Genomic DNA, 18,244 nt, shown 5'->3' with positions numbered 1-18,244 from the left:
CTACGGGGGTCTGCCACTCATGCTGGCTGGACGTGGCATTGGTGAACGGCGGGAAACCGTCGGGATCAGCGGAGTGCGGAGCTCTGCGCCTTTGCCCGGAAGAACGGTCCCGCGGACAGAAATCGCCGCGGTGGCGCGCCGTGAGGCGTTGCGCGGTTGCAGCTTGCCGGCGTTCCGGCGGAGCGGATCGCGACAGAAACCACCCCTTGCGCCTCACGGCGCGCTGCCACCCCTCATCGTTTGAGGGGGACTGCTCACACCTCGGACGCGCAAGCGCCGCGAGACTGCGAGAGCGTGGCTGTTTGATATTTGAATCGGGAGAAGCGACTACACCATCTCGCCGCGCGCATTCGCTGCCGCCGCGCGGATGCCGTCGATATTGGCCTTGTAGCTCTCCACCGTGCCGCCCTTGAATACGGCCGAGCCGGCGACGAAGGCATTGGCACCTGCTGCGGCGAGTTGCCCGGCGACTGCAGCCGACACGCCGCCGTCAACTTCGATGTCGATCGGACGGCCCGCGGTCATCGCGCGCAGGTCGGAGATCTTGCCGAGCGCGGACGGAATGAAGGCCTGGCCGCCGAAGCCGGGATTGACCGACATCACCAGCACGAGATCGACGAGATCGATCACATATTCGATGGCCGAGAGCGGCGTGCCGGGATTGAGCGAGACGCCGGCCTTCTTGCCGAGATTGCGGATCGCCTGCAGCGAGCGATGCAGATGCGGGCCCGCCTCGGCGTGGACGGTGATGTGATCGCAGCCGGCCTTGGCGAAGGCTTCGAGATAGGGATCGCATGGTGCGATCATCAGATGCGCGTCGAAGATCTTTGTCGTGTGCGGGCGCATCGCCTTGATGACGTCGGGGCCGTAGGAAATGTTCGGCACGAAATGGCCGTCCATGACGTCGAGATGTATCCAGTCGGCGCCGGCGGTATCCACGGCGCGGACCTCTTCGCCAAGCCTCGCGAAATCAGCCGCCAGAATGGACGGGGCGATTACCAGCGGGCGGGGCGTGAAGCTCTGGGACATCGGGGTTTCCTGAACGTTTTTGGGCGGCGGCGAATGGACCGCCTCGCGTAACATGGGGCCGGGGGACGGGCAACGCGCCAGCCACGGCCGCGCCATCGACGCGCTGCAGCAGGATAGTCCCGGCACATTCTGCCGCAAGGGCACGATTTGCCGGGAAACGCGCGCGGCCCGTGCGACCAAGGCCGTTGTTTTATCGAACTTTTTTCGCTGGCATGGAGCTTGCTCCGTATTCCCCAGGGAATTCACGCCGCACGCTGCGGCATGATCAGGAATTTGACGATGCTGCCAGCCCTTGCTGCTGCCACCACCGCGATCGATGCGCTGCAGGCACTCACCAAGTCGAAGTCGAAGGCCGCGACCACCACGACCGGTGTCACCCAGAAGACCGCCAGCCCGTTCGATGTCGCCAGCACGTCGACGGCGGCGAGCGCCACGTCATCGACGGCAACCTCCGCCACCAGCAGCACGAACAGCTCCTACAAGCTGGCCCCGGGCACCATGAGCACGCTGCTCGATGCCCAGAGCCAGCCCGCAACGGCAGCCTCTTCGGCGAAACGAGCCGACTCGCTGAAAAGACTGATGGGGATGCTCGACAGCGACGGCAGCGGCGGCATCAGCAAGGCGGAGTTCGAGAAGAAGCTCGGCGCCGGCGGCACCAACACTGCCAATGCCGACAAGGTATTCGCCGAACTCGACAAGAACGGTGACGGCTCGGTCAATATCGATGAACTGAGCCCGGCGCTGAATGGCGGCAAGGCACATCACGCCGGCGGCGGCGGTATGGGCGGTGGATCTGGTGGTGGCTCTGACACTGCTGGTTCGACCACAACGACCACGGTAAATGCTGATGGCAGCACCACGACGTCTATCGCATATGCGGACGGATCGACGGTGAGTTCGACCACGGCCGTCCCCACGTCGTCCACGTCATCAACCGCAAGCTCGTCCTATAACGCGATCGAAAAGATGATCGCGCGTCAGGCGCAGCAGATCTCAAACGCGAAGTCGACGCTGGCGATCAGCGCCTGATCTGCGTTCCGATCCCGAACGCGCCAGTTCGCGATAGGCGAAGCGATCACGAATACGATGATTGAAGAACGCGCCGCGTGACGCGGCGCTGCTGAAGGCCGCGTGAACTTCCGGCGGCACCTGCGCATAAGCATACCGGCGACCGCTGGTGAAGGTGATGCGTAGTTCGCGGCTCACCGGATCATAAGTGACATGTCGAATCGCAGTCGACGGCATCGCAATTCTCCGAAATGTCTCCCGGATAGAAACGATTACCGATGCGATTGGTTGCGGAGCGATGACCTAGTTCCGGTCGCGAAACGCTGGAAGCGCGCCCGGAAACGGCAGTGCCGTCGCTTCATACACGCCGCGCGCGATCGCGCGGGCGATCACATTACCCGCGATCATGCCGAGCTCCGTCAAACCCACCAGCGGATCGATCGGCTTCTCGCCCGTCGCGGCCGCAAACACGATGTCGCCATCGAGCGGCGCATGCACCGGATAGATCGCGCGCGCAAATCCGGTCTGTGCCATCATGGCGAGACGCCGTGCCTGCGCCTTGGTCAGGATCGCATCGGTAACAACGACGGCGAGTGTCGTGTTCTCGATCGACGTTGCGGCTGGCCCGCCCTTGATTCGCATCGCCAGCACCTCGGGCTTCAACTTGTTCGGCATGCCGTGTCCGCCGAACTCGTTGCCGACTTCGAACGGCGCCGCCCAGAAGTGCGGGCCATCGCCGACCGTGACACTGCCGACCGCATTGACTGCCGCGAGTGCGGCGACGCGCACGCCCGATGGCGTGACGGCGGAGGCCGAGCCGATGCCGCCTTTGTAGTTGACTGTCGTGGCGCCGAGCCCTGCGCCGACGCTGCCGAGCTTGAAGTCATCGCTGGCGGCTGCCGCGGCGGCATAGCCGAGATCGCGATAGGGCGGAAAGCGGCCCCAGGCCTTGTCGCCGCCATTGAGCAGGTCGAACAGGATCGCGCCTGGCACGATGGGGATAACGGCATTGCCGATCTGGTAGCCGCGGCCCTGTTCGGCGAGCCAGGCCTGTACGCCGCCGCCGGCTTCGAGGCCGAAGGCCGAGCCGCCGGCCAGCGCGAGGCCGTGGATGGCATCCACAGTGTTCACAGGATCGAGCAGGGCGCTTTCGCGCGTGCCCGGTCCGCCGCCGCGGATGTCGACGGAGGCCACGGCTGGCTTGTCGAACAGGATGGCGGTGACGCCGGAGGCCAGTTGGGCGTCGTCCGCGTGGCCGACGCGAACGCCGGGGATATCGGTGAGCAGGTTCTTCATGGCGGTTCCCTCTTGGCCCGACCAGACCGCAGCAAGGCTGCCCGGTCAACGATCACGCGTGATCACAACAGCCGGAAGTGGCGGGCATTTGATCCATCCCGCTTGCATCCCGTCATGTCAGCGGTGCATCTAGCCGCATGATCTCCGATGTCACGATCCCCGCCGCATTGATTGCCGGCATTGTCTCATTCCTATCGCCCTGCGTGCTGCCGCTGGTGCCGCCCTATCTCATCTACCTCACGGGCGCGACTATCGAGCACGTTGCTAATGACGAGCAGGAAGCGGCCTCCAGGCGTGCGGTGATGATCTCGGCAGCCGTGTTCGTGCTGGGCTTCTCCACGGTGTTCGTGGCGCTCGGCGCCAGCGCCAGCCTGGTCGGCAGCGTGGTCCGCTCCTATGCGGCGGAGCTGTCAATCGTTGCCGGCATCCTGATCATCCTGATGGGCCTGCATTTTCTCGGGCTCACGCGCATCGGGCTGCTGATGCGCGAGGGACGTCTGAGCATGCCCAGGCCGGTCGGCCTGTGGGGCGCCTATGTGATGGGTCTGGCTTTCGCGTTTGGCTGGACGCCGTGCATCGGACCTATCCTTGCGGCGATCCTGTCGGTGGCGGCGGCAGAAGCAACGGTGACCAAGGGCGCTGGCCTGCTCGCGGTCTATTCCCTCGGCCTCGGCATTCCGTTCCTGCTGGCGGCCTTCATGGTTGAGCAATTCTCCAGCGTGTTCGCGCGCATGAAGAAGCATCTCGTCTACGTCGAGCGCGCGATGGGCGTGTTGATGGTGATCACCGGCATCGCGTTTCTCACCGGCGCCGTGTCGAATGCCAGCATCTGGCTGCTTGAGACGTTTCCCGCGCTGCAGAATTTCGGCTAGCGCGTCGTTCGCCGAACCTGTCATCGGTCCCTCGCCATCACGGCGTCCTGCGCACCGTTTCAGACCAGATCCCCGATATCGAATGCCGACAGCGTGCCGAGCTTCGGCGTGGCCGTGCCGTCGGCGTCAGCCTTCCGTCGCGCGTGGGTGCGCGGTGATCGGGAAGCGATGTCTCGTCCGCTGCGGAATGTAATCCATCGTGATGCATCGGACGGCTTCGGCGCCCGGCAGGGCTGACGACGCGACCTCTGACCGAATTGCGCTTCGATCATCCGATGCCTTGCATTTCGGCTTGCAGTCTCAGATGGCTGAGATTAATAGTACGATATAGTTTGATTAATGACCGGCGGTCATTTTCGGGCTTGGGTGATCAGCAATGTGGGGAGACCGGGTCCATGACCCTCGAAAATTCGATAAACAACTGGAAGACGACTTCTGCTTTGGTCCTGGCGGTCGCCCTTGCCGCGGGCGCCGCGCATGCGGCGGATCTGCCGTATCGCAAGGCCGATCCGGTTTATGCGCCGGCGCTGCCACCAGCCTTTTCGTGGACCGGCTTCTACGCCGGCGCCAGTGTGGGGGGCGGTTTCAGCGGTACTGACGCTTTCAACAGCTATCTGGGAACGAACGGCAGCAAGGCCGATGGCGTCGTTGGCGGCCTTCAGGTCGGCTACAATTATCAGGTCTCGTCGCGGTTCGTGGTCGGCATCGAAAACGACTTCATGGCTTCGGGTCTCAAGACGAGCCGCAATGGCATCAACGAAGTGAGTTTGCCATTCTACGGGACGGGCCGCGGTCGTGCGGGCGTCACGTTCATGGATTCACATCTGCTCGTCTACGGCACCGGCGGCATGGCTTTCGGAGAGGTGAAGGACTCCGGGATCGACAAGATGCGCATTGGCTGGACCGCGGGCGGCGGCGTTGAATGGGCTTTTCGGCAGAACTGGTCGGCCAAGGTCGAATATCTTTACACCGATCTCTACAGGGATCTCAAAAAGGATAACTTGCCGGATCGCACCCAGAAATTCCAAACGATCACCGTCGGCGTGAACTATCATTTCTGATCTGTTCAAGCTGATCCATGGCTGATTACTGTCAATCTGCATCGAGCCGTGATCTGACCAAGAGCCTGGCTGCGAGGCTGGCTCTTGGTCATCGGCATGTCGTCGTTATCGAGACCCGACGATTTGTTGGTAGCGGATGAAATCGTGCTCCCGTGCAGCGCTGTTCTGATCACGCGACAGGGCCGAAGCCGATACGACGTGGCATCATCTCATTTGTGCGATCAGCGCATCTGCGCCCTGGTCGATCCCGGTTTCTGCCGCAGTCAGTGGTCCGACGGTTGCCTTGATGTTGGTCGGCTTCGGATATTGCTTGGTGACGAATGCGCTGAGCAGGCGGGAGGTCGAGGCATCGAAGATCTCGACGGCATAGATGACCGAGCCCGTCATCGATCCCTCGCCGTCGCGGGCCGCCTGCACGCCGTTGTAGATGAGGCCTCCGACGTCGATCCGCGACAGGGTGCCGAGCACCGGCGTGGTCTTGACTGCGCCGGTCAGGGTCAGCCTCACGCGCAGTGTGTTCGGCGCTCGCTGATTGGCGAGCGCGAAGCGGCTGCCCAGCTTCTCCGCGAACCGCGCCCGCATGGTGCGCGCAAGCGATGCCTTGTCCTCTTCGGTCATGTCGCCGAATTGCTGGTCCGGACCCCGGTAGATCACGATCGGTTCGATGATGACCTTGTTGTAGGAGCGCCAGTCCACGGTGGTGGAGTAACGATACGGAATACGGCCGGACGTATCGGACGGATTCGGTGCCAGTTGGGATGACGAAGCGACATCCGAATAGGGCACCGGCGCTATGCTCGCGCACCCCGCCAAGGCAGCGCAGAACGCGAGGACCGCCAGACGGTCCACCCGCGAGAATGTGTACATCTCAAGCTCCAGTTTAGATATTTTGGGTCAATGTGATGAAGGCGGCCGCACCGATACGACGTGGTATCGGAAGCTCCGCAGCCGCTATTTGCTGGCGCGTGTCGCTGTCGCCGGTTTTGCTTGGGTCGTCTGCATCCACTCTTTATCGGCCTTGGGGCCGTTCGGATCGCCTGTCATGCCCACCAACTGTCCGGGCACGGCATTCGTGGTTTGAATCCAGGTCTGCGTGGCGCAGAAAATCGACATCATGCAGCCCTTGACCTTCAGGTCGATCGCCTCACGCCACAGCGAGATCTCGTAGGATTTGCCGTTCTCTGCATTGTAGATCTGGCCTTCAAAGCGCCCCGCCGGGTTGAGCTTCAGGCCCATGATCAATTGGTGACCGAGAATGGGTCGGGATTGCTTCGTCTTGTCCGGATTGTTCAGGTCTTTGAGTGGTTGCCCATTCGCGTCGTTGGGCTCTGTGGCCCAGACGATATAGCCGCAAATCTGCTCCAGCTTCGATCCGCAGCGTTCAATGCGTATGCGCGCGCGGCCATCTTCTGTGAGCCATGTGCCGCTCGGATCGGCTGGTGCTGCCGCGACGGGGCCGACGAGAGCCATCTGGCTCACGGCGATAACGGCACGCACAACTATTCGGGAAACCAATGTCATCTGTCTCATATCTGGTCCTCGGATCACGAAAAGCGCTGGAGCCCGTATTCCCGCGAGGGCTGCCGCTCTTTCGTTACCTCTACAAGATTAATCAAACGATACCGTACTATTTATACTCTACCGTGCGCCGTCGCAAGCCTATATGCGGTGAAATCGAATGATCGATTGCGCGGGCCGGGTGGTAAAAGCAGTCGGGAAGCGTGCAGAGAATGCCCGGAGAGAAAGCCAAGATGACTGTTGCCAAGGCCAAGCCGAGCAAAGCCGCGCCGCGAAGCAGCGGGCGGCCGACGAAGGAACAGGCTGGGCGCATTACCGACCACATCGTTGAGGTGGCGAGAGGGCTCTTCCTGGAGTCGAGTTTCGAGGCGATCAGCGTCGATCTGATCGCGGCGACAGCGCGGATCTCGAAGCAGACCTTCTATGCCCGCTTTGCCTCCAAGGAAGCGCTGTATGCGGCGGTGATCCGGAAGGGGACGAATGATCTTCTCAAGCCGGCCGTCACCGACTCCAATCGCGACGGTCCGATCGAAGCGACCTTGGTCAAACTCGGACTGGAGCTTTCAAAACGCGCGCTCGCGCCGGCGGCCATCGCGCTTGAAAGGCTGGTGATGGCCGAAGCACATCAATTCCCGGAGCTGGCGTCTGCCTATCACGGGACTGGCGTTCACGTGCGAGAGCAGATCGCCGGCATTTTCACCAACGCCATGCGCGACGGACAGATACGATCAGGGGATGCCAGCTTCATCGCCGAGCAGTTCGTCTACGCGGTGGCCGATGGCCCTGTGCGAGCCATGGTCCTCAGCGGCAAGATCGTCAAATCGGAGAAGGAGCTGCGCGAGCGTGTCACCGCCGCCGTCAGGCTGTTTCTGGATGGATGTCGCGATCGTCCTGCGCGGCACAGCTAGATCAGTCCGGACTCCGGACAGCATGGTGTCCAATGCCGGCATCTGGCTGCTGGAGACATTTCCAGTGTTGCAGAATTTTGGGTGAGGCTTTCTTTACCTCGCCCCGCCTGGCAAGCTTCACTTCGCCGGGGCGGGGAGAGGTTAGAAAAGCGCCTCAGGTTCCCTTCGCGTCGATCTGGGTGTAGTTGCCCTTGGCGTCCCACTTATAGACGACGTAGTCGATCGCCTTGATGTCGCCCTTGGCGTCGAACGCCATCTTGCCGAGTACGGTGTCCCATTCGCCGGCCTTGATCACATCCATCACCTTCTTGGTGTCGGTGGAGCCGGCCTTGGCAACGGCCTGCGACCAGACCTGGAACGCCGCATAGGTGTAGAGCGTGTAGCCTTCCGGATCGATGTTCTTGGCCTTGAACTTCTCGACGATCGCCTTCGCGGTCGGCTTGTTGCGCGGGTCGGGGCCGAAGGTGAACAGCGTGCCTTCTGCCGCGGGGCCGGTGATGGAGGCGAATTCCTTGTCGTTCATGGCGTCGCCGGCCATCAATATGGTCTTGAGGCCCTGGTCGCGCATCTGGCGCAGGATGAGGCCAGCCTCCTGATGATAGCCGCCCACATAAACCAGGTCGATATTGTCGCGCTTCAGGCGCGAGACGATCGAGTTGAAGTCCTTGTCGCCCTTGTTGTAGCTCTCGAACATCTTTTCGGTGAAGCCGGCCTTGTTGAGCGCTTTCTTGGTCTCGTCGGCGAGACCCTTGCCGTAAGTGGTCTTGTCGTTGAGGATCGCGACGTTCTTGCCCTTGAAGTTCTTGGCAATGTAGTCGGCGGCAACGAGGCCCTGCTGGTCGTCACGGCCGCAGACGCGCAGCACATTGGCGAGCTTGCGTTCGGTGAACAGTGGGTTGGTCGAAGCCGGCGTGATCTGCAGCACGTTGCCGTCGGCATAGGCTTCGGACGCCGGGATCGACGACGACGAGCAGAAATGGCCGGCGACGAACGGCACCTTGGAGCTTGCGAACTTCTCGGCGATCGAGCGGGCCTGTTTGGGATCGCAGGAATCGTCACCGACCTGCAGCGCCAGCTTCTTGCCGAGCACGCCGCCAGCGGCATTGAGGTCGGCCACAGCCTGGTCGGCGCCGTTCTTCATCTGGCGGCCGAAGGCCGATTCGCCGCCCGTCATCGGGCCGGCGACCGCGACGTTGATGTCCTGCGCAAAAGCTGCGGTTGAGAGCAGCGACGCGGCAAAGGCTAGGCCGATTACATTCAATGGTTTCATGGGGATGATCCTCGCAAAGAGTTTTCGGCCACAAACGCAATCGGCCGCCCGAACGATAGGATCATTCTCAACTTATTTTGATGCCGAGTCATCGGCAATTTTCGGCCGCAGACAGCCTGCCTGTGACTCCGACTGCGGCAGGTCGTCGCAAGCGCTTTCGCGAGCCGAGCCGCACCTCTCCTACGCGCGGAGAAGTGCGGCTCTACAAGGGTTACTGCTTCAGTTCGGCGTAGTCGCCCTTGGCATCCCACTTGTAGACGACGTAGTCGATGGCCTTGATGTCGCCCTTGGCGTCGAAGGCCAGCTTGCCGAGCACGGTGTCCCATTCGCCGGCCTTGATCGTGTCGATCACCTTCTTGGTGTCAGTGGTGCCGGCCTTGGCGACGGCCTGCGACCAGACCTGGAATGCCGCATAGGTGTAGAGCGTGTAGCCCTCGGGATCGATGTTCTTGGCCTTGAAGCGGTCGACGATCGCCTTGGCGGTCGGCTTGTTGCGCGGGTCGGGGCCGAAGGTGAACAGCGTGCCTTCCGCAGCCGGGCCGGTGATCGAGGCGAACTCCTTGTCGTTGATGGCGTCGCCCGCCATCAGCACCGTCTTGAGGCCCTGGTCGCGCATCTGGCGCACGATGAGGCCGGCTTCCTGGTGATAGCCGCCCACGTAAACCAGATCGATATTGTCGCGCTTCAGGCGCGAGACGATCGCATTAAAATCCTTGTCGCCCTTGTTGTAGCTCTCGAACATCTTCTCGGTAACGCCGGCCTTGTTGAGCGCCTTCCTGGTCTCGTCGGCGAGGCCTTTTCCATAGGTCGTCTTGTCGTTCAGGATCGCGATATTCTTACCCTTGTAGTTCTTGGCAATGTACTCGCCGGCGACAAAACCCTGCTGATCGTCGCGGCCGCAGACGCGCAGCACATTGGCGAGCTTGCGTTCGGTGAACAGCGGATTGGTCGAGCCCGGCGAGATCTGCAGCACATTGCCGTCGGCATAGGCTTCCGACGCCGGGATCGACGACGACGAACAATAGTGACCGGCGACGAACGGAATGCGCGCGCTGGCGAATTTCTCCGCGATCGAGCGCGCCTGCTTGGGATCGCAGGCGTCATCGCCGACCTGCAGCGCCAGCTTCTTGTTCAGCAGGCCGCCGGCGGCGTTGATATCGGCGACGGCGAGTTCGGCGCCATTCTTGAACTGCCGGCCGAACGCTGATTCGCTGCCGGTCATCGATGATGCGACGGCGACAGGAATATCCTGTGCCAGTGCAACGGACGCCAGCGCAATCGAAGCACCCGCCGTCAGGCCGATGAGTTTGATGAATTTCATAGGAAGTCCCCGTGTTCCGTTCGAATGCAGACAAACGCGACGCCGTGACAGTATCGCGATTGGCGCATCATTCTACCTTCAGAATAGTGTCGATTGTTTGCATCGCTCTACGTGTTCGATCGTCATGCGATGAAGCATATCGATCCGTCAGCCGTGCCGGCCGCCTTCGAGATAGGCGGAGCGGATTTCCGGGGCCTTCAGCAATTCGGCGCCGGTGCCTGACAGGGTGATCAACCCGTTGACCATGACGTAGCCGCGATGGGCCAGACGCAGCGCGTGATTGGCGTTCTGTTCGACGATCAGCACGGTCAGGCCGTCCTGCTTGTTGAGCACGCGGATCGCGTCGAAAATCTGCTTGGCGATCAGCGGTGCCAGACCCAGCGAGGGTTCATCGAGCAGCAGAAGGCGTGGGCGGCTCATCAGCGCACGGCCGATGGCCAGCATCTGCTGCTCGCCGCCGGACAGCGTGCCGCCACGCTGGGTCATGCGCTCCTTGAGGCGCGGAAACAGCGTCAACACCTTGTCGAGGCTGACGGCGCGCTCGGCAGGATTGCTCTCATTGACGTCGGCGCCCATCTGCAGATTTTCCGCCACGCTCATACGCGGGAAAATCCGGCGGCCTTCGGGTGATTGCGCGATGCGCATGCGCGCGATCTCGTGGGTCGGTAGATCGGTGATATCAATGCCGTCATAGATGATTGCGCCAGCGCGCGCCCGCGGCTTGCCGAAGATCGTCATCATCAGTGTCGACTTGCCGGCGCCATTGGCACCGATCAGTGCGACGATCTCGCCACGCTTGATGTCGAGATCGACGCCTTTCAGCGCTTCGATCTTGCCATAGGATGCGTGCAGGCCAGTGACGGCGAGCATGGGGGCGGCGCTCACGTCTCGCCCTCCATCACTGCGATAGCTTCTTCCTCGTCGGCACCGAGATAGGCGGCGATGACTTTGGGATTGTCGCGGATCTGCTGCGGCGTGCCGTCGGCGATCTTCACGCCATAGTCGAGCACGTTGATGTGGTCGGAGATCTCCATCACCACCGACATGTCGTGCTCAATGAGCAGGATCGAGGTGCCGTGCTCGGCGCGGATCTTCAGCAGCAATTCATTGAGCGCGGCGCTTTCGCGTGCATTGAGGCCGGCAGCCGGCTCGTCGAGGCACAGCAATGCCGGTTCGGTACACATCGCGCGCGCGATCTCTAAGCGGCGCTGGTCGCCGTAGGGCAGGTTGCCGGCGGCATCGTCGGCGCGCTCCAATAGGCCGATCTGATCGAGCCAGTAGCGCGCGAGATCGATCGCGGCTCTCTCTGCGGCGCGATAGCTGGGCACGCCAAACAGGCCGAGAAACGTGAAGCCCGAGGCGCGCATCAGCGTGTTGTGCTGCGCCACCATCAGGTTTTCCAGTGCGGTCATCCCGGGAAACAACCGGATATTCTGGAAGGTGCGCGCAACCTTCGCGATCTTGGAGATGCGAAAATCGTTCAGTCGCTCCAGCCGCCATTCACCGTCGCTGTGGCGCAGCTTGATGGTGCCGGATGTCGGCTTGTAGAAGCCGGTGATGCAATTGAAGACGGTGGTCTTGCCGGCACCGTTGGGGCCGATCAGCGCAGTGATCTTGCCGCGCTCGGCGGTGAAGGAGAGATCGTTGACGGCCACGATGCCGCCGAAGCGCATCGTCAGATTTTCAACGCTGAGGATGTCGTTGATGTTCATCCGTGTCCCTCTTTGACGAGGTCGGACGAGATTGCCGTATTGCGTTCGAGAAAGACGGTGGGAGCGCGGTGGCCGATCAGGCCGCGCGGGCGCCAGATCATCAGCAGCACCATGGCGCCGCCGAATACCAACATGCGGAATTGCTCGAGCCCGCGGAACAGTTCGAAACCGCCGATCATCGCCAGCGCTGCGAGCGCTACGCCGAGCTGTGAGCCCATGCCGCCGAGCACGACGATGGCCAGCACCAGCGCCGACTCATGGAAGGTGAAGGATTCCGGGCTGATGAAGCCCTGACGGGTCGCGAAGAACGCGCCGGCGAAGCCGCCGAACATGGCGCCGGTGGCAAAGGCGGTGAGCTTCGTCGTCGTTGTGTTGATACCGAGCGCGCGGCAGGCAACTTCGTCTTCGCGCAGCGCTTCCCAGGCGCGGCCGATCGGTAGGCGGCGCAGGCGGATGGTGACCCAGTTGGTGAGCAGTGCGAGGGCGAGGATCAGATAGAACAGGAAGACGATACGGTGGGTCGGCGAGAACTCGATGCGAAGGAGGACAGCGAGGCCGTCATCGCCGGGCGTCAGCGGAATGCCGAACATGGTTGGGCGCGGAATGCCGGAGATGCCGTTGGGACCGCCGGTCAGCGTCTGCCAGTTGATGATGACGAGGCGGATGATCTCGCCAAAGGCCAGGGTAACGATCGCGAGGTAGTCGCCGCGCAGCCGCAGGACTGGAAAGCCGAGCAGCACGCCGAAGAACGCGGCGAGGATTCCGGCGAGCGGCAGGCAGATCCAGAACGACAGGCCGAAATTGGTGGCCAGCAGCGCGTAGGAATAGGCGCCGACGGCATAGAAGGCGACATAGCCGAGATCGAGCAGGCCGGCGAGGCCGACAACCACATTGAGGCCCCAGCCGAGCATCACGTAGGTCAGCACGAGAATGCCGAGATCGAGGATGTAGCGCTCGTCGTAAAAGATCACGGGGACGAGGAAGGTGAAGATCAACAGCGCCGGCACCAGCGCACGGCCGGCGAAGGAGAATGCCTTGGTCGCCGAAGGCGGCATCACGCGCGCAGTACCCACCGGCCCCCACCAGCGGCGCAGCAGCTCCATGACGATACTGCCGCCGAACACCACGGCGACCATCGCGGCGAGATCGCCGAAGCGGGTCCACCAGGTCAGCTGTCCGTCGGAGCCGGCTTCGGTTCGGATGCCGATCATCAGCGAGAACAGCACCAGCGCCACCAGCGCGGAGATCACAGCCTTCTTGAGGATGAATGCGGCGTCCGGGCCGCGGGCAGTCTTTGCTTGTGATGCGGTTGCTGCCACTTGGATCCCGTCAGACTTTTTCGACTTCGGGGCGGCCGAGCAGGCCGGTCGGCAGGAAGATCAGCACCACGATCAGAATCGAAAAGGCGGCGACATCTTTGTATTCGGTGGAGAAGTAGGCGGCCCACAATGTCTCGATCAGGCCGATCAGCAAGCCGCCGAGCATCGCGCCAGGTAGCGAGCCGATGCCGCCGAGCACGGCGGCCGTGAAGGCCTTGATGCCGGCGACGAAGCCCATGAAGAAATCCACGAGGCCGTAATAGAGCAGGTACATCATGCCCGCGACCGCAGCCAAGGCTGCGCCGATCACGAAGGTCATGGAGATGGTGCGGTCGACATCGACGCCGAGCAGTGAGGCCATGGTCTGGTCCTGCTCGCAGGCGCGCATGTCGCGGCCGAGGCGCGTGCGCGCAACCAGCCAGGTGAACAGTGCCAGCAGCACGATGGTGGTGATGACGACGATGATCTGGATGTTGGACAAGCGTACGGCGAAACCGTCGGCACCTTCGTGCAGCGTGTAGCCGCCGGTGATGATCGGCGGCACCGGCTTGACGCGGGCGCCCTGTGCGACCTGCGAGAAATTGGTCAGCACGAAAGACATGCCGATCGCCGACAGCATCGGCGCGAGGCGGAAGGAGTGGCGCAGGGGACGATAGGCGATGCGCTCGATGGTCCAGCCATAGAGCGAGGTGATTGCCATCGAGACCAGAAGCACCAGCAGCAAGATCACCGGCACCGCGGTAAGGCCGATCGACACCAGGATGAGAAAAGTGATCAGCGCGATGAAGCCGCCGATCATGAAGATGTCGCCATGGGCGAAATTGATCATGCCGACGATGCCGTAGACCATCGTGTAGCCGATCGCGATCAGGCCATAGATGGAGCCGAGCACGAGTCCGTTGATCAGTTGCTGGGCGAAATAATCCATGCGCTGCCGAATTCGAGTGAGGCGCCACCATGATCCGGCAGCCGGATCATGGCGTCGTTGTATCGTTTTCTAACAGCGGCCATTGGAGGCGGCAACAGGGGCTGGTGCGGCTAAAGTAGCCTGTACATGCTGTTTTTCGCGGCGATTGGCGTCCGTTCGCTTGCGCCGCAGCGCACACAAATCCGCGCCTTATTTGCGGCTGTTCCGGTGTCACAGTTGCGCCGCGCAACGGCCTTGCAATCATCACGCGGGAACCGAAACGAAGATCGGGGCTGCACGTTGTCGGGCGTTGAATGGTTCAACACAGGAGATTGAAGAATGTCCAATCAGAACCAGCAAAAGCCCGGTCAGCAGAAGCCAGGCCAGCAGAGCCAGAACCCCGGGCAGCAGGGCCAGAAGCCCGGTCAGCAGCAGGGCGGTGGAATGAAGCCCGACCACGAGCAGGACCCGGGCCGGCAGGGCCAGAGATAGGCCGTCAGGCAGACATCAATCGAGATTTGGGTCGTTCTCAGCGACCCATGTGGAAGGCCCCGCCGAAAGGCGGGGCTTTTCGTTTGGCAAGTCCCGATCGTATTCCCCCCGCCGTTATCCCGGCAATTTTCGAATTAAGGTTACCAATTGGTTTACGTTGTCCGTCTGATTGAACGGGCGTTACGTCGGCGCAGGCGTGCGACTCCTGCGAGTCGCCGGCAGAGCGATGGACGACGTGATGGATCAGAGCAGCGCAGACCAGACCGGAGCCCATCAGGGTGGAACTCTGCAGGCTGGCACGTTTCAGACCGGTACGTTTCAGACTTGGCGGATCAGCACGTTCACGGGCGCGCTGATCGCCTGCTATTTCATCCCGACCTGGACCATCTTTGCATTCCGCATCATGGTCTCGCCGATCCAGGGCTTCTATGAGCGCCCCAATATTTCACTGGCGCTGTTTCTCAGCGACTACATGCAATTTTCCGGCATGGGCACGGTGCGCTATGCGTGGCTGCTCGCCGTCGGCAAGCTGACGGTGGTTGCTTTCTTCACGGTATTCCTGGTGTTCATCACACGGCCGAAAATCCGCAAGACGGGCGGCTGCGATGAGGCGTTGATGATGGCGCTCGGTATCGGCGGCGTGATCTCGTTCGCCAGCATGATCATGGCATCAAAGGTCGGCGAGATCGTCGCTATGCGGCTGCACATCACAGAATTGCTGCTGCTGCTGGGCACCGCGGTGCTGATGGCGATCGAGCCGCCGCTGCGTCGCGAGGCGGCGCAGGAGCTCGATCCCGGGCAGCCGGGCAAGGCAGCCAACGACGCGGAGCTTTTACAGAAGGTCGCCTAAATAAAAGGTCGCCTAAATGGCCAGCCCTAGCTCTTTAATAATCGCGCCGGCTTCCTTGGTGGCGTGATTGGCCGCCGGGACGCCGCAATAGATCGCTTGCTGCAGCAGGATTTCCTTGATGTCATCCGGTGTGAAGCCGCCTTCGGTGAGGGCGGCGCGCACATGCATGCGGAATTCGTCCCACTGGCCGAGCGCGAGCATAGTGCCGATCACCAATACGCGGCGCGTGCGGTCGTCGAAATGCGGCCGCGTCCAGATCTCGCCCCAGGCGTAGCGGCTGATTAGGTCGAGAAAATCCGCATTGAATGCGTTCTTGCCGGCGGCCGATTTGTCGACCCAGGCATTGCCGAGAACCTTGCGGCGTTTTGCGGTGCCTTCGGCGGCGCGCTGTTGCTCGTCCATCTTAGGTCTCCGTTCAGCGCTGCGTCAGGAAGCCGACTACGGCGTCAGTGAAGGCGTAAGGCTGTTCGACGTTCGAGATGTGTGCGGCATCCAAGAGCGTCATGCTGGCGCCGGGGATGTTGCTGCGGATCAGTTCACCAGCCGCAACCGGTGTTGCGTTGTCCTGACGGCCGGCGATCACCAGCGTTGGGCTCTTGATCTTGGGCAGCAGCGCGCGCTGATCGAGCGTGCTCAGCGCCTCGCAGGCAGCAAGATAGCCTTCGACCGGTGAGGCGATCAGCATCGCCTTCATCTTCGCGGTGGTCTCGGGCTCGCGCTCGCGGAAGTCGGCAGTGAGCCAGCCGCCGATGACGGCGTCGGCCACCGCTTTGAGGCCACCCTCGCGCACCGCCTTGATGCGGTTATGCCAGTTGGTCGGATCCGGATAGTAGCAGCTAGTATTGGCCAGGATGATCTTGTTGAAACGCTCAGGCGCGTTGGCGCCTAACCACTGGCCGACCATGCCGCCCATCGATAACCCGCACCAGTGCACCTTATCGATGTTGAGGTCGTCGAGGATCGCCAGCACATCCTTGCCGTAGCGTTCCATCGAGGTCGGGCCGTTCATGCCGGACTTGCCGTGGCCGCGGCGATCGTAGCGGATCACGCGAAACAGCTTTGTCAGCGCCGGCATCTGCGGCTCCCACATCGCCATGGTGCAGCCAAGCGAGTTCGACATCATCAGCGTCGGCCCGCTGTCGCGGCCCTCCACGGAGACATTCAGCAGGCAGCCGTCGGCGTCGATCATGGGCATGGTGTGTCTCCCGCGTTTCTTTATTACTTGAGTGAGGCGAGCTGGCGGTCGATCAGGGCTTGCGAGACACCCTGATAGTCCATCGGCTCGAACAGTTTGGCGATGGCGGCGGCGTTGAGCTGCGCATTGACCTTGGGATCGGCCGTGAGAATATCGCGCAGATGTTTCTTCTCGGCGACGGCGCGCTTGGTGGCGGCCTCGACCAGATGATGGGCGTCGCTCTTGCCGAGCTTTTCGGCGAGCGCAAAGGTCACGGCTTCCGCCATAATGAGCCCGTTGGTTTCATCGAGATTGAGGCGCATTCGCTCGGTGTCGACCTCGAGTCCTTCGGCGATATCGACAATGGCGGCAAGAGCGCCCGATGTCACCAGCAGGAGCGTCGGCAGCGTCGGCCATTCTGCGTGCCACGGTCCGGCACTGCGTTCGTGATCCTGGATCTGAGCGGCAAAGATCGTTGCAGCGAGATTCGGCGCCATGGTCGCGGCGCCAAGCGCAGAGGCTGATGCCACAGGGTTACGCTTGTGCGGCATTGTCGAGGAGCCGCCTCGGCCTTCGCCGGAGGGCTCGAACGCCTCGCCGACATCGGTCTGCATCATCAGCGAGACGTCACGGGCGATCTTGCCGCAACTGCCGGACAGGATCGCCAACACGGAAGCCACTTCGGCGATCCGGTCGCGATGGGTGTGCCATGGCGCATCGGGGAGCGGCAGCTGCAATTCCTTGGCGAGTTGCTCTGCAACGACGAGCCCCTTGTCTCCGAGCGCAGCAAGCGTGCCGGCAGCGCCGCCGAACTGCAGTGCGAGGCCTTCGGCGCGCAATCGTTTCAGCCGTAGGCGCGAGCGGTGCAGTGCCGAGGCATATTCGGCGAGCTTCAGCCCGAACGGCATCGGCAGCGCGTGCTGTAACCAGGTGCGGGCGACCACAGCGGTGTTGCGGTGCTTGATCGCCAGGGCTGCAAAGCCGGCAATGGCGCGGTCGAGATCCGCGAGCAGGGCGTCGATGGCGGCGCGCAGGCCGAGCATGGTTGCGCTGTCGATGACGTCCTGACTGGTGGCGCCCCAATGCACGTAGCGCGCGGCCTCGGCATCGGCTTTCGCCACTTTGGCGGTGAGCGTCTTGACCAGCGGGATGGCGAGATTGCCGGAACGCGTGGCTGCTTCGGCGAGTGCAGCGAGATCGAACTGGTCGGCTTTGCAGGCGGTCTCGATGGCCGCCACCGCGCTGGCGGGAATCACCCCGACTGCGGCCTCGGCCCGCGCCAGTGCGGCTTCGAAGTCGAGCATATGCTGCAAATGGGCGGTATCATCGCAAACCGCACGCATCGCGGGGCTCGACAACAAGGGCGCCAGCAGAGGGGACAGGGATGTGCTCATTTGTGCGGGACCCTAACCATTCCGGCGAGAGTCTGCCAATCCCCCCGCAATCTTCTTGCCACCGTCGCCTGTTGCACTGCGAATAGACGTCGCCCCATCCCGCCGGGCGGTCT

Annotated in this window: 20 protein-coding genes; 6 read left to right on the top strand and 14 right to left on the bottom strand. The window is 62.4% G+C overall.

Annotation, left to right across the window (positions count from 1 at the left end):
- Nucleotides 1-327: 327 nt before the first annotated feature.
- Nucleotides 328-1,029: a ribulose-phosphate 3-epimerase gene (gene rpe / locus AB8A50_RS11365; RefSeq protein ID WP_439077700.1), complete on the bottom strand. Its 702-nt coding sequence runs from the start codon at nucleotides 1,027-1,029 to the stop codon at nucleotides 328-330.
- 279 nt (nucleotides 1,030-1,308) lie between these two features.
- On the opposite strand from rpe, the gene AB8A50_RS11360 reads away from it, so the two are divergent.
- A complete protein-coding gene (locus AB8A50_RS11360; RefSeq protein WP_439077699.1) occupies nucleotides 1,309-2,058 on the top strand; it encodes an EF-hand domain-containing protein in 750 nt (249 codons plus the stop codon).
- Here AB8A50_RS11360 and AB8A50_RS11355 read toward each other — a convergent pair.
- Together AB8A50_RS11355 and AB8A50_RS11350 are read right to left on the bottom strand one after the other, a co-directional pair.
- A complete protein-coding gene (locus AB8A50_RS11355; RefSeq protein ID WP_231080059.1) occupies nucleotides 2,023-2,274 on the bottom strand; it encodes a KTSC domain-containing protein in 252 nt (83 codons plus the stop codon). The genes AB8A50_RS11360 and AB8A50_RS11355 overlap by 36 nt on opposite strands.
- Before the next feature lie 66 nt (nucleotides 2,275-2,340).
- Nucleotides 2,341-3,333 carry a P1 family peptidase gene (locus AB8A50_RS11350; RefSeq protein WP_439077698.1) on the bottom strand — a complete coding sequence of 331 codons (993 nt, stop codon included), beginning with the start codon at nucleotides 3,331-3,333 and terminating at the stop codon, nucleotides 2,341-2,343.
- A gap of 137 nt (nucleotides 3,334-3,470) precedes the next feature.
- Between AB8A50_RS11350 and AB8A50_RS11345 the strand changes: the two genes are divergently transcribed.
- Nucleotides 3,471-4,205 carry a cytochrome c biogenesis CcdA family protein gene (locus tag AB8A50_RS11345; protein WP_439077697.1) on the top strand — a complete coding sequence of 245 codons (735 nt, stop codon included), beginning with the start codon at nucleotides 3,471-3,473 and terminating at the stop codon, nucleotides 4,203-4,205.
- Nucleotides 4,206-4,600: 395 nt separating this feature from the next.
- Nucleotides 4,601-5,266, top strand: coding sequence for an outer membrane protein (locus tag AB8A50_RS11340; protein ID WP_439077696.1), 666 nt, complete (start codon nucleotides 4,601-4,603; stop codon nucleotides 5,264-5,266).
- A 204-nt stretch (nucleotides 5,267-5,470) separates the two neighbouring features.
- Here AB8A50_RS11340 and AB8A50_RS11335 read toward each other — a convergent pair whose 3' ends face one another.
- A complete protein-coding gene (locus AB8A50_RS11335; protein WP_439077695.1) occupies nucleotides 5,471-6,133 on the bottom strand; it encodes a DUF3313 domain-containing protein in 663 nt (220 codons plus the stop codon).
- 84 nt (nucleotides 6,134-6,217) lie between these two features.
- Entirely contained in the window at nucleotides 6,218-6,796 is a 579-nt protein-coding gene (locus AB8A50_RS11330; protein WP_439077694.1) for a DUF2147 domain-containing protein, read from the bottom strand.
- A gap of 221 nt (nucleotides 6,797-7,017) precedes the next feature.
- Here AB8A50_RS11330 and AB8A50_RS11325 point away from each other — a divergent pair, with 221 nt between their 5' ends.
- The gene (locus AB8A50_RS11325; protein ID WP_439077693.1) at nucleotides 7,018-7,692 is read left to right on the top strand and encodes a TetR/AcrR family transcriptional regulator; all 675 of its coding nucleotides are present in this window, start codon (nucleotides 7,018-7,020) and stop codon (nucleotides 7,690-7,692) included.
- Between the two features lie 154 nt (nucleotides 7,693-7,846).
- Here the strand turns inward: AB8A50_RS11325 and AB8A50_RS11320 are convergent, their stop codons facing one another.
- From AB8A50_RS11320 to AB8A50_RS11295, 6 genes are all read right to left on the bottom strand, one after another.
- The gene (locus AB8A50_RS11320) at nucleotides 7,847-8,962 is read right to left on the bottom strand and encodes a branched-chain amino acid ABC transporter substrate-binding protein (RefSeq protein ID WP_093756457.1); all 1,116 of its coding nucleotides are present in this window, start codon (nucleotides 8,960-8,962) and stop codon (nucleotides 7,847-7,849) included.
- Between the two features lie 211 nt (nucleotides 8,963-9,173).
- Nucleotides 9,174-10,283 carry a branched-chain amino acid ABC transporter substrate-binding protein gene (locus AB8A50_RS11315; RefSeq protein ID WP_439077692.1) on the bottom strand — a complete coding sequence of 370 codons (1,110 nt, stop codon included), beginning with the start codon at nucleotides 10,281-10,283 and terminating at the stop codon, nucleotides 9,174-9,176.
- A 147-nt stretch (nucleotides 10,284-10,430) separates the two neighbouring features.
- Nucleotides 10,431-11,153: an ABC transporter ATP-binding protein gene (locus tag AB8A50_RS11310; RefSeq protein WP_439079960.1), complete on the bottom strand. Its 723-nt coding sequence runs from the start codon at nucleotides 11,151-11,153 to the stop codon at nucleotides 10,431-10,433.
- 11 nt (nucleotides 11,154-11,164) lie between these two features.
- Entirely contained in the window at nucleotides 11,165-11,995 is an 831-nt protein-coding gene (locus tag AB8A50_RS11305) for an ABC transporter ATP-binding protein (protein WP_439077691.1), read from the bottom strand.
- On the bottom strand, nucleotides 11,992-13,314 hold the full coding sequence (gene livM / locus AB8A50_RS11300) for a high-affinity branched-chain amino acid ABC transporter permease LivM (protein ID WP_439072326.1): 1,323 nt from the start codon (nucleotides 13,312-13,314) through the stop codon (nucleotides 11,992-11,994). The genes AB8A50_RS11305 and livM overlap by 4 nt, the downstream gene beginning before the upstream one ends.
- A 10-nt stretch (nucleotides 13,315-13,324) precedes the next feature.
- Complete coding sequence (locus AB8A50_RS11295) at nucleotides 13,325-14,242, bottom strand: ABC transporter permease subunit (protein ID WP_089264995.1); 918 nt, start codon at nucleotides 14,240-14,242, stop codon at nucleotides 13,325-13,327.
- A 318-nt stretch (nucleotides 14,243-14,560) separates the two neighbouring features.
- Here AB8A50_RS11295 and AB8A50_RS11290 point away from each other — a divergent pair, with 318 nt between their 5' ends.
- Both AB8A50_RS11290 and AB8A50_RS11285 read left to right on the top strand, forming a co-directional pair.
- The gene (locus AB8A50_RS11290; protein ID WP_170849538.1) at nucleotides 14,561-14,713 is read left to right on the top strand and encodes a hypothetical protein; all 153 of its coding nucleotides are present in this window, start codon (nucleotides 14,561-14,563) and stop codon (nucleotides 14,711-14,713) included.
- 238 nt (nucleotides 14,714-14,951) lie between these two features.
- On the top strand, nucleotides 14,952-15,563 hold the full coding sequence (locus AB8A50_RS11285; protein ID WP_439077690.1) for a hypothetical protein: 612 nt from the start codon (nucleotides 14,952-14,954) through the stop codon (nucleotides 15,561-15,563).
- 12 nt (nucleotides 15,564-15,575) lie between these two features.
- Here AB8A50_RS11285 and AB8A50_RS11280 read toward each other — a convergent pair whose 3' ends face one another.
- Genes AB8A50_RS11280 through AB8A50_RS11270 form a run of 3 tightly spaced genes read right to left on the bottom strand, consistent with a single transcriptional unit; the run spans nucleotide 15,576 to nucleotide 18,131 of the window.
- Entirely contained in the window at nucleotides 15,576-15,965 is a 390-nt protein-coding gene (locus AB8A50_RS11280) for a carboxymuconolactone decarboxylase family protein (RefSeq protein WP_120292724.1), read from the bottom strand.
- A 13-nt stretch (nucleotides 15,966-15,978) separates the two neighbouring features.
- The gene (gene pcaD, locus AB8A50_RS11275) at nucleotides 15,979-16,758 is read right to left on the bottom strand and encodes a 3-oxoadipate enol-lactonase (protein WP_231080065.1); all 780 of its coding nucleotides are present in this window, start codon (nucleotides 16,756-16,758) and stop codon (nucleotides 15,979-15,981) included.
- 23 nt (nucleotides 16,759-16,781) lie between these two features.
- Nucleotides 16,782-18,131, bottom strand: coding sequence for a 3-carboxy-cis,cis-muconate cycloisomerase (locus AB8A50_RS11270; protein ID WP_439077689.1), 1,350 nt, complete (start codon nucleotides 18,129-18,131; stop codon nucleotides 16,782-16,784).
- Nucleotides 18,132-18,244 lie beyond the last annotated feature (113 nt).

It is taken from the genome of Tardiphaga sp. 841_E9_N1_2 (assembly GCF_051811065.1).
Classification (GTDB): Bacteria; Pseudomonadota; Alphaproteobacteria; order Rhizobiales; family Xanthobacteraceae; genus Tardiphaga; species Tardiphaga robiniae.
This window is presented reverse-complemented; position numbering and strand designations above follow the sequence as displayed.

What these genes read in the sequence shown, in the direction of transcription:
- rpe (WP_439077700.1), bottom strand. Translation starts at nt 1,029, where the DNA reads ATGTCCCAGAGCTTCACGCCCCGCCCGCTGGTAATCGCCCCGTCCATT.
- AB8A50_RS11360 (WP_439077699.1), top strand. Translation starts at nt 1,309, where the DNA reads ATGCTGCCAGCCCTTGCTGCTGCCACCACCGCGATCGATGCGCTGCAG.
- AB8A50_RS11355 (WP_231080059.1), bottom strand. Translation starts at nt 2,274, where the DNA reads ATGCCGTCGACTGCGATTCGACATGTCACTTATGATCCGGTGAGCCGC.
- AB8A50_RS11350 (WP_439077698.1), bottom strand. Translation starts at nt 3,333, where the DNA reads ATGAAGAACCTGCTCACCGATATCCCCGGCGTTCGCGTCGGCCACGCG.
- AB8A50_RS11345 (WP_439077697.1), top strand. Translation starts at nt 3,471, where the DNA reads ATGATCTCCGATGTCACGATCCCCGCCGCATTGATTGCCGGCATTGTC.
- AB8A50_RS11340 (WP_439077696.1), top strand. Translation starts at nt 4,601, where the DNA reads ATGACCCTCGAAAATTCGATAAACAACTGGAAGACGACTTCTGCTTTG.
- AB8A50_RS11335 (WP_439077695.1), bottom strand. Translation starts at nt 6,133, where the DNA reads ATGTACACATTCTCGCGGGTGGACCGTCTGGCGGTCCTCGCGTTCTGC.
- AB8A50_RS11330 (WP_439077694.1), bottom strand. Translation starts at nt 6,796, where the DNA reads ATGAGACAGATGACATTGGTTTCCCGAATAGTTGTGCGTGCCGTTATC.
- AB8A50_RS11325 (WP_439077693.1), top strand. Translation starts at nt 7,018, where the DNA reads ATGACTGTTGCCAAGGCCAAGCCGAGCAAAGCCGCGCCGCGAAGCAGC.
- AB8A50_RS11320 (WP_093756457.1), bottom strand. Translation starts at nt 8,962, where the DNA reads ATGAAACCATTGAATGTAATCGGCCTAGCCTTTGCCGCGTCGCTGCTC.
- AB8A50_RS11315 (WP_439077692.1), bottom strand. Translation starts at nt 10,283, where the DNA reads ATGAAATTCATCAAACTCATCGGCCTGACGGCGGGTGCTTCGATTGCG.
- AB8A50_RS11310 (WP_439079960.1), bottom strand. Translation starts at nt 11,153, where the DNA reads ATGCTCGCCGTCACTGGCCTGCACGCATCCTATGGCAAGATCGAAGCG.
- AB8A50_RS11305 (WP_439077691.1), bottom strand. Translation starts at nt 11,995, where the DNA reads ATGAACATCAACGACATCCTCAGCGTTGAAAATCTGACGATGCGCTTC.
- AB8A50_RS11295 (WP_089264995.1), bottom strand. Translation starts at nt 14,242, where the DNA reads ATGGATTATTTCGCCCAGCAACTGATCAACGGACTCGTGCTCGGCTCC.
- AB8A50_RS11290 (WP_170849538.1), top strand. Translation starts at nt 14,561, where the DNA reads ATGTCCAATCAGAACCAGCAAAAGCCCGGTCAGCAGAAGCCAGGCCAG.
- AB8A50_RS11285 (WP_439077690.1), top strand. Translation starts at nt 14,952, where the DNA reads ATGGATCAGAGCAGCGCAGACCAGACCGGAGCCCATCAGGGTGGAACT.
- AB8A50_RS11280 (WP_120292724.1), bottom strand. Translation starts at nt 15,965, where the DNA reads ATGGACGAGCAACAGCGCGCCGCCGAAGGCACCGCAAAACGCCGCAAG.
- pcaD (WP_231080065.1), bottom strand. Translation starts at nt 16,758, where the DNA reads ATGCCCATGATCGACGCCGACGGCTGCCTGCTGAATGTCTCCGTGGAG.
- AB8A50_RS11270 (WP_439077689.1), bottom strand. Translation starts at nt 18,131, where the DNA reads ATGAGCACATCCCTGTCCCCTCTGCTGGCGCCCTTGTTGTCGAGCCCC.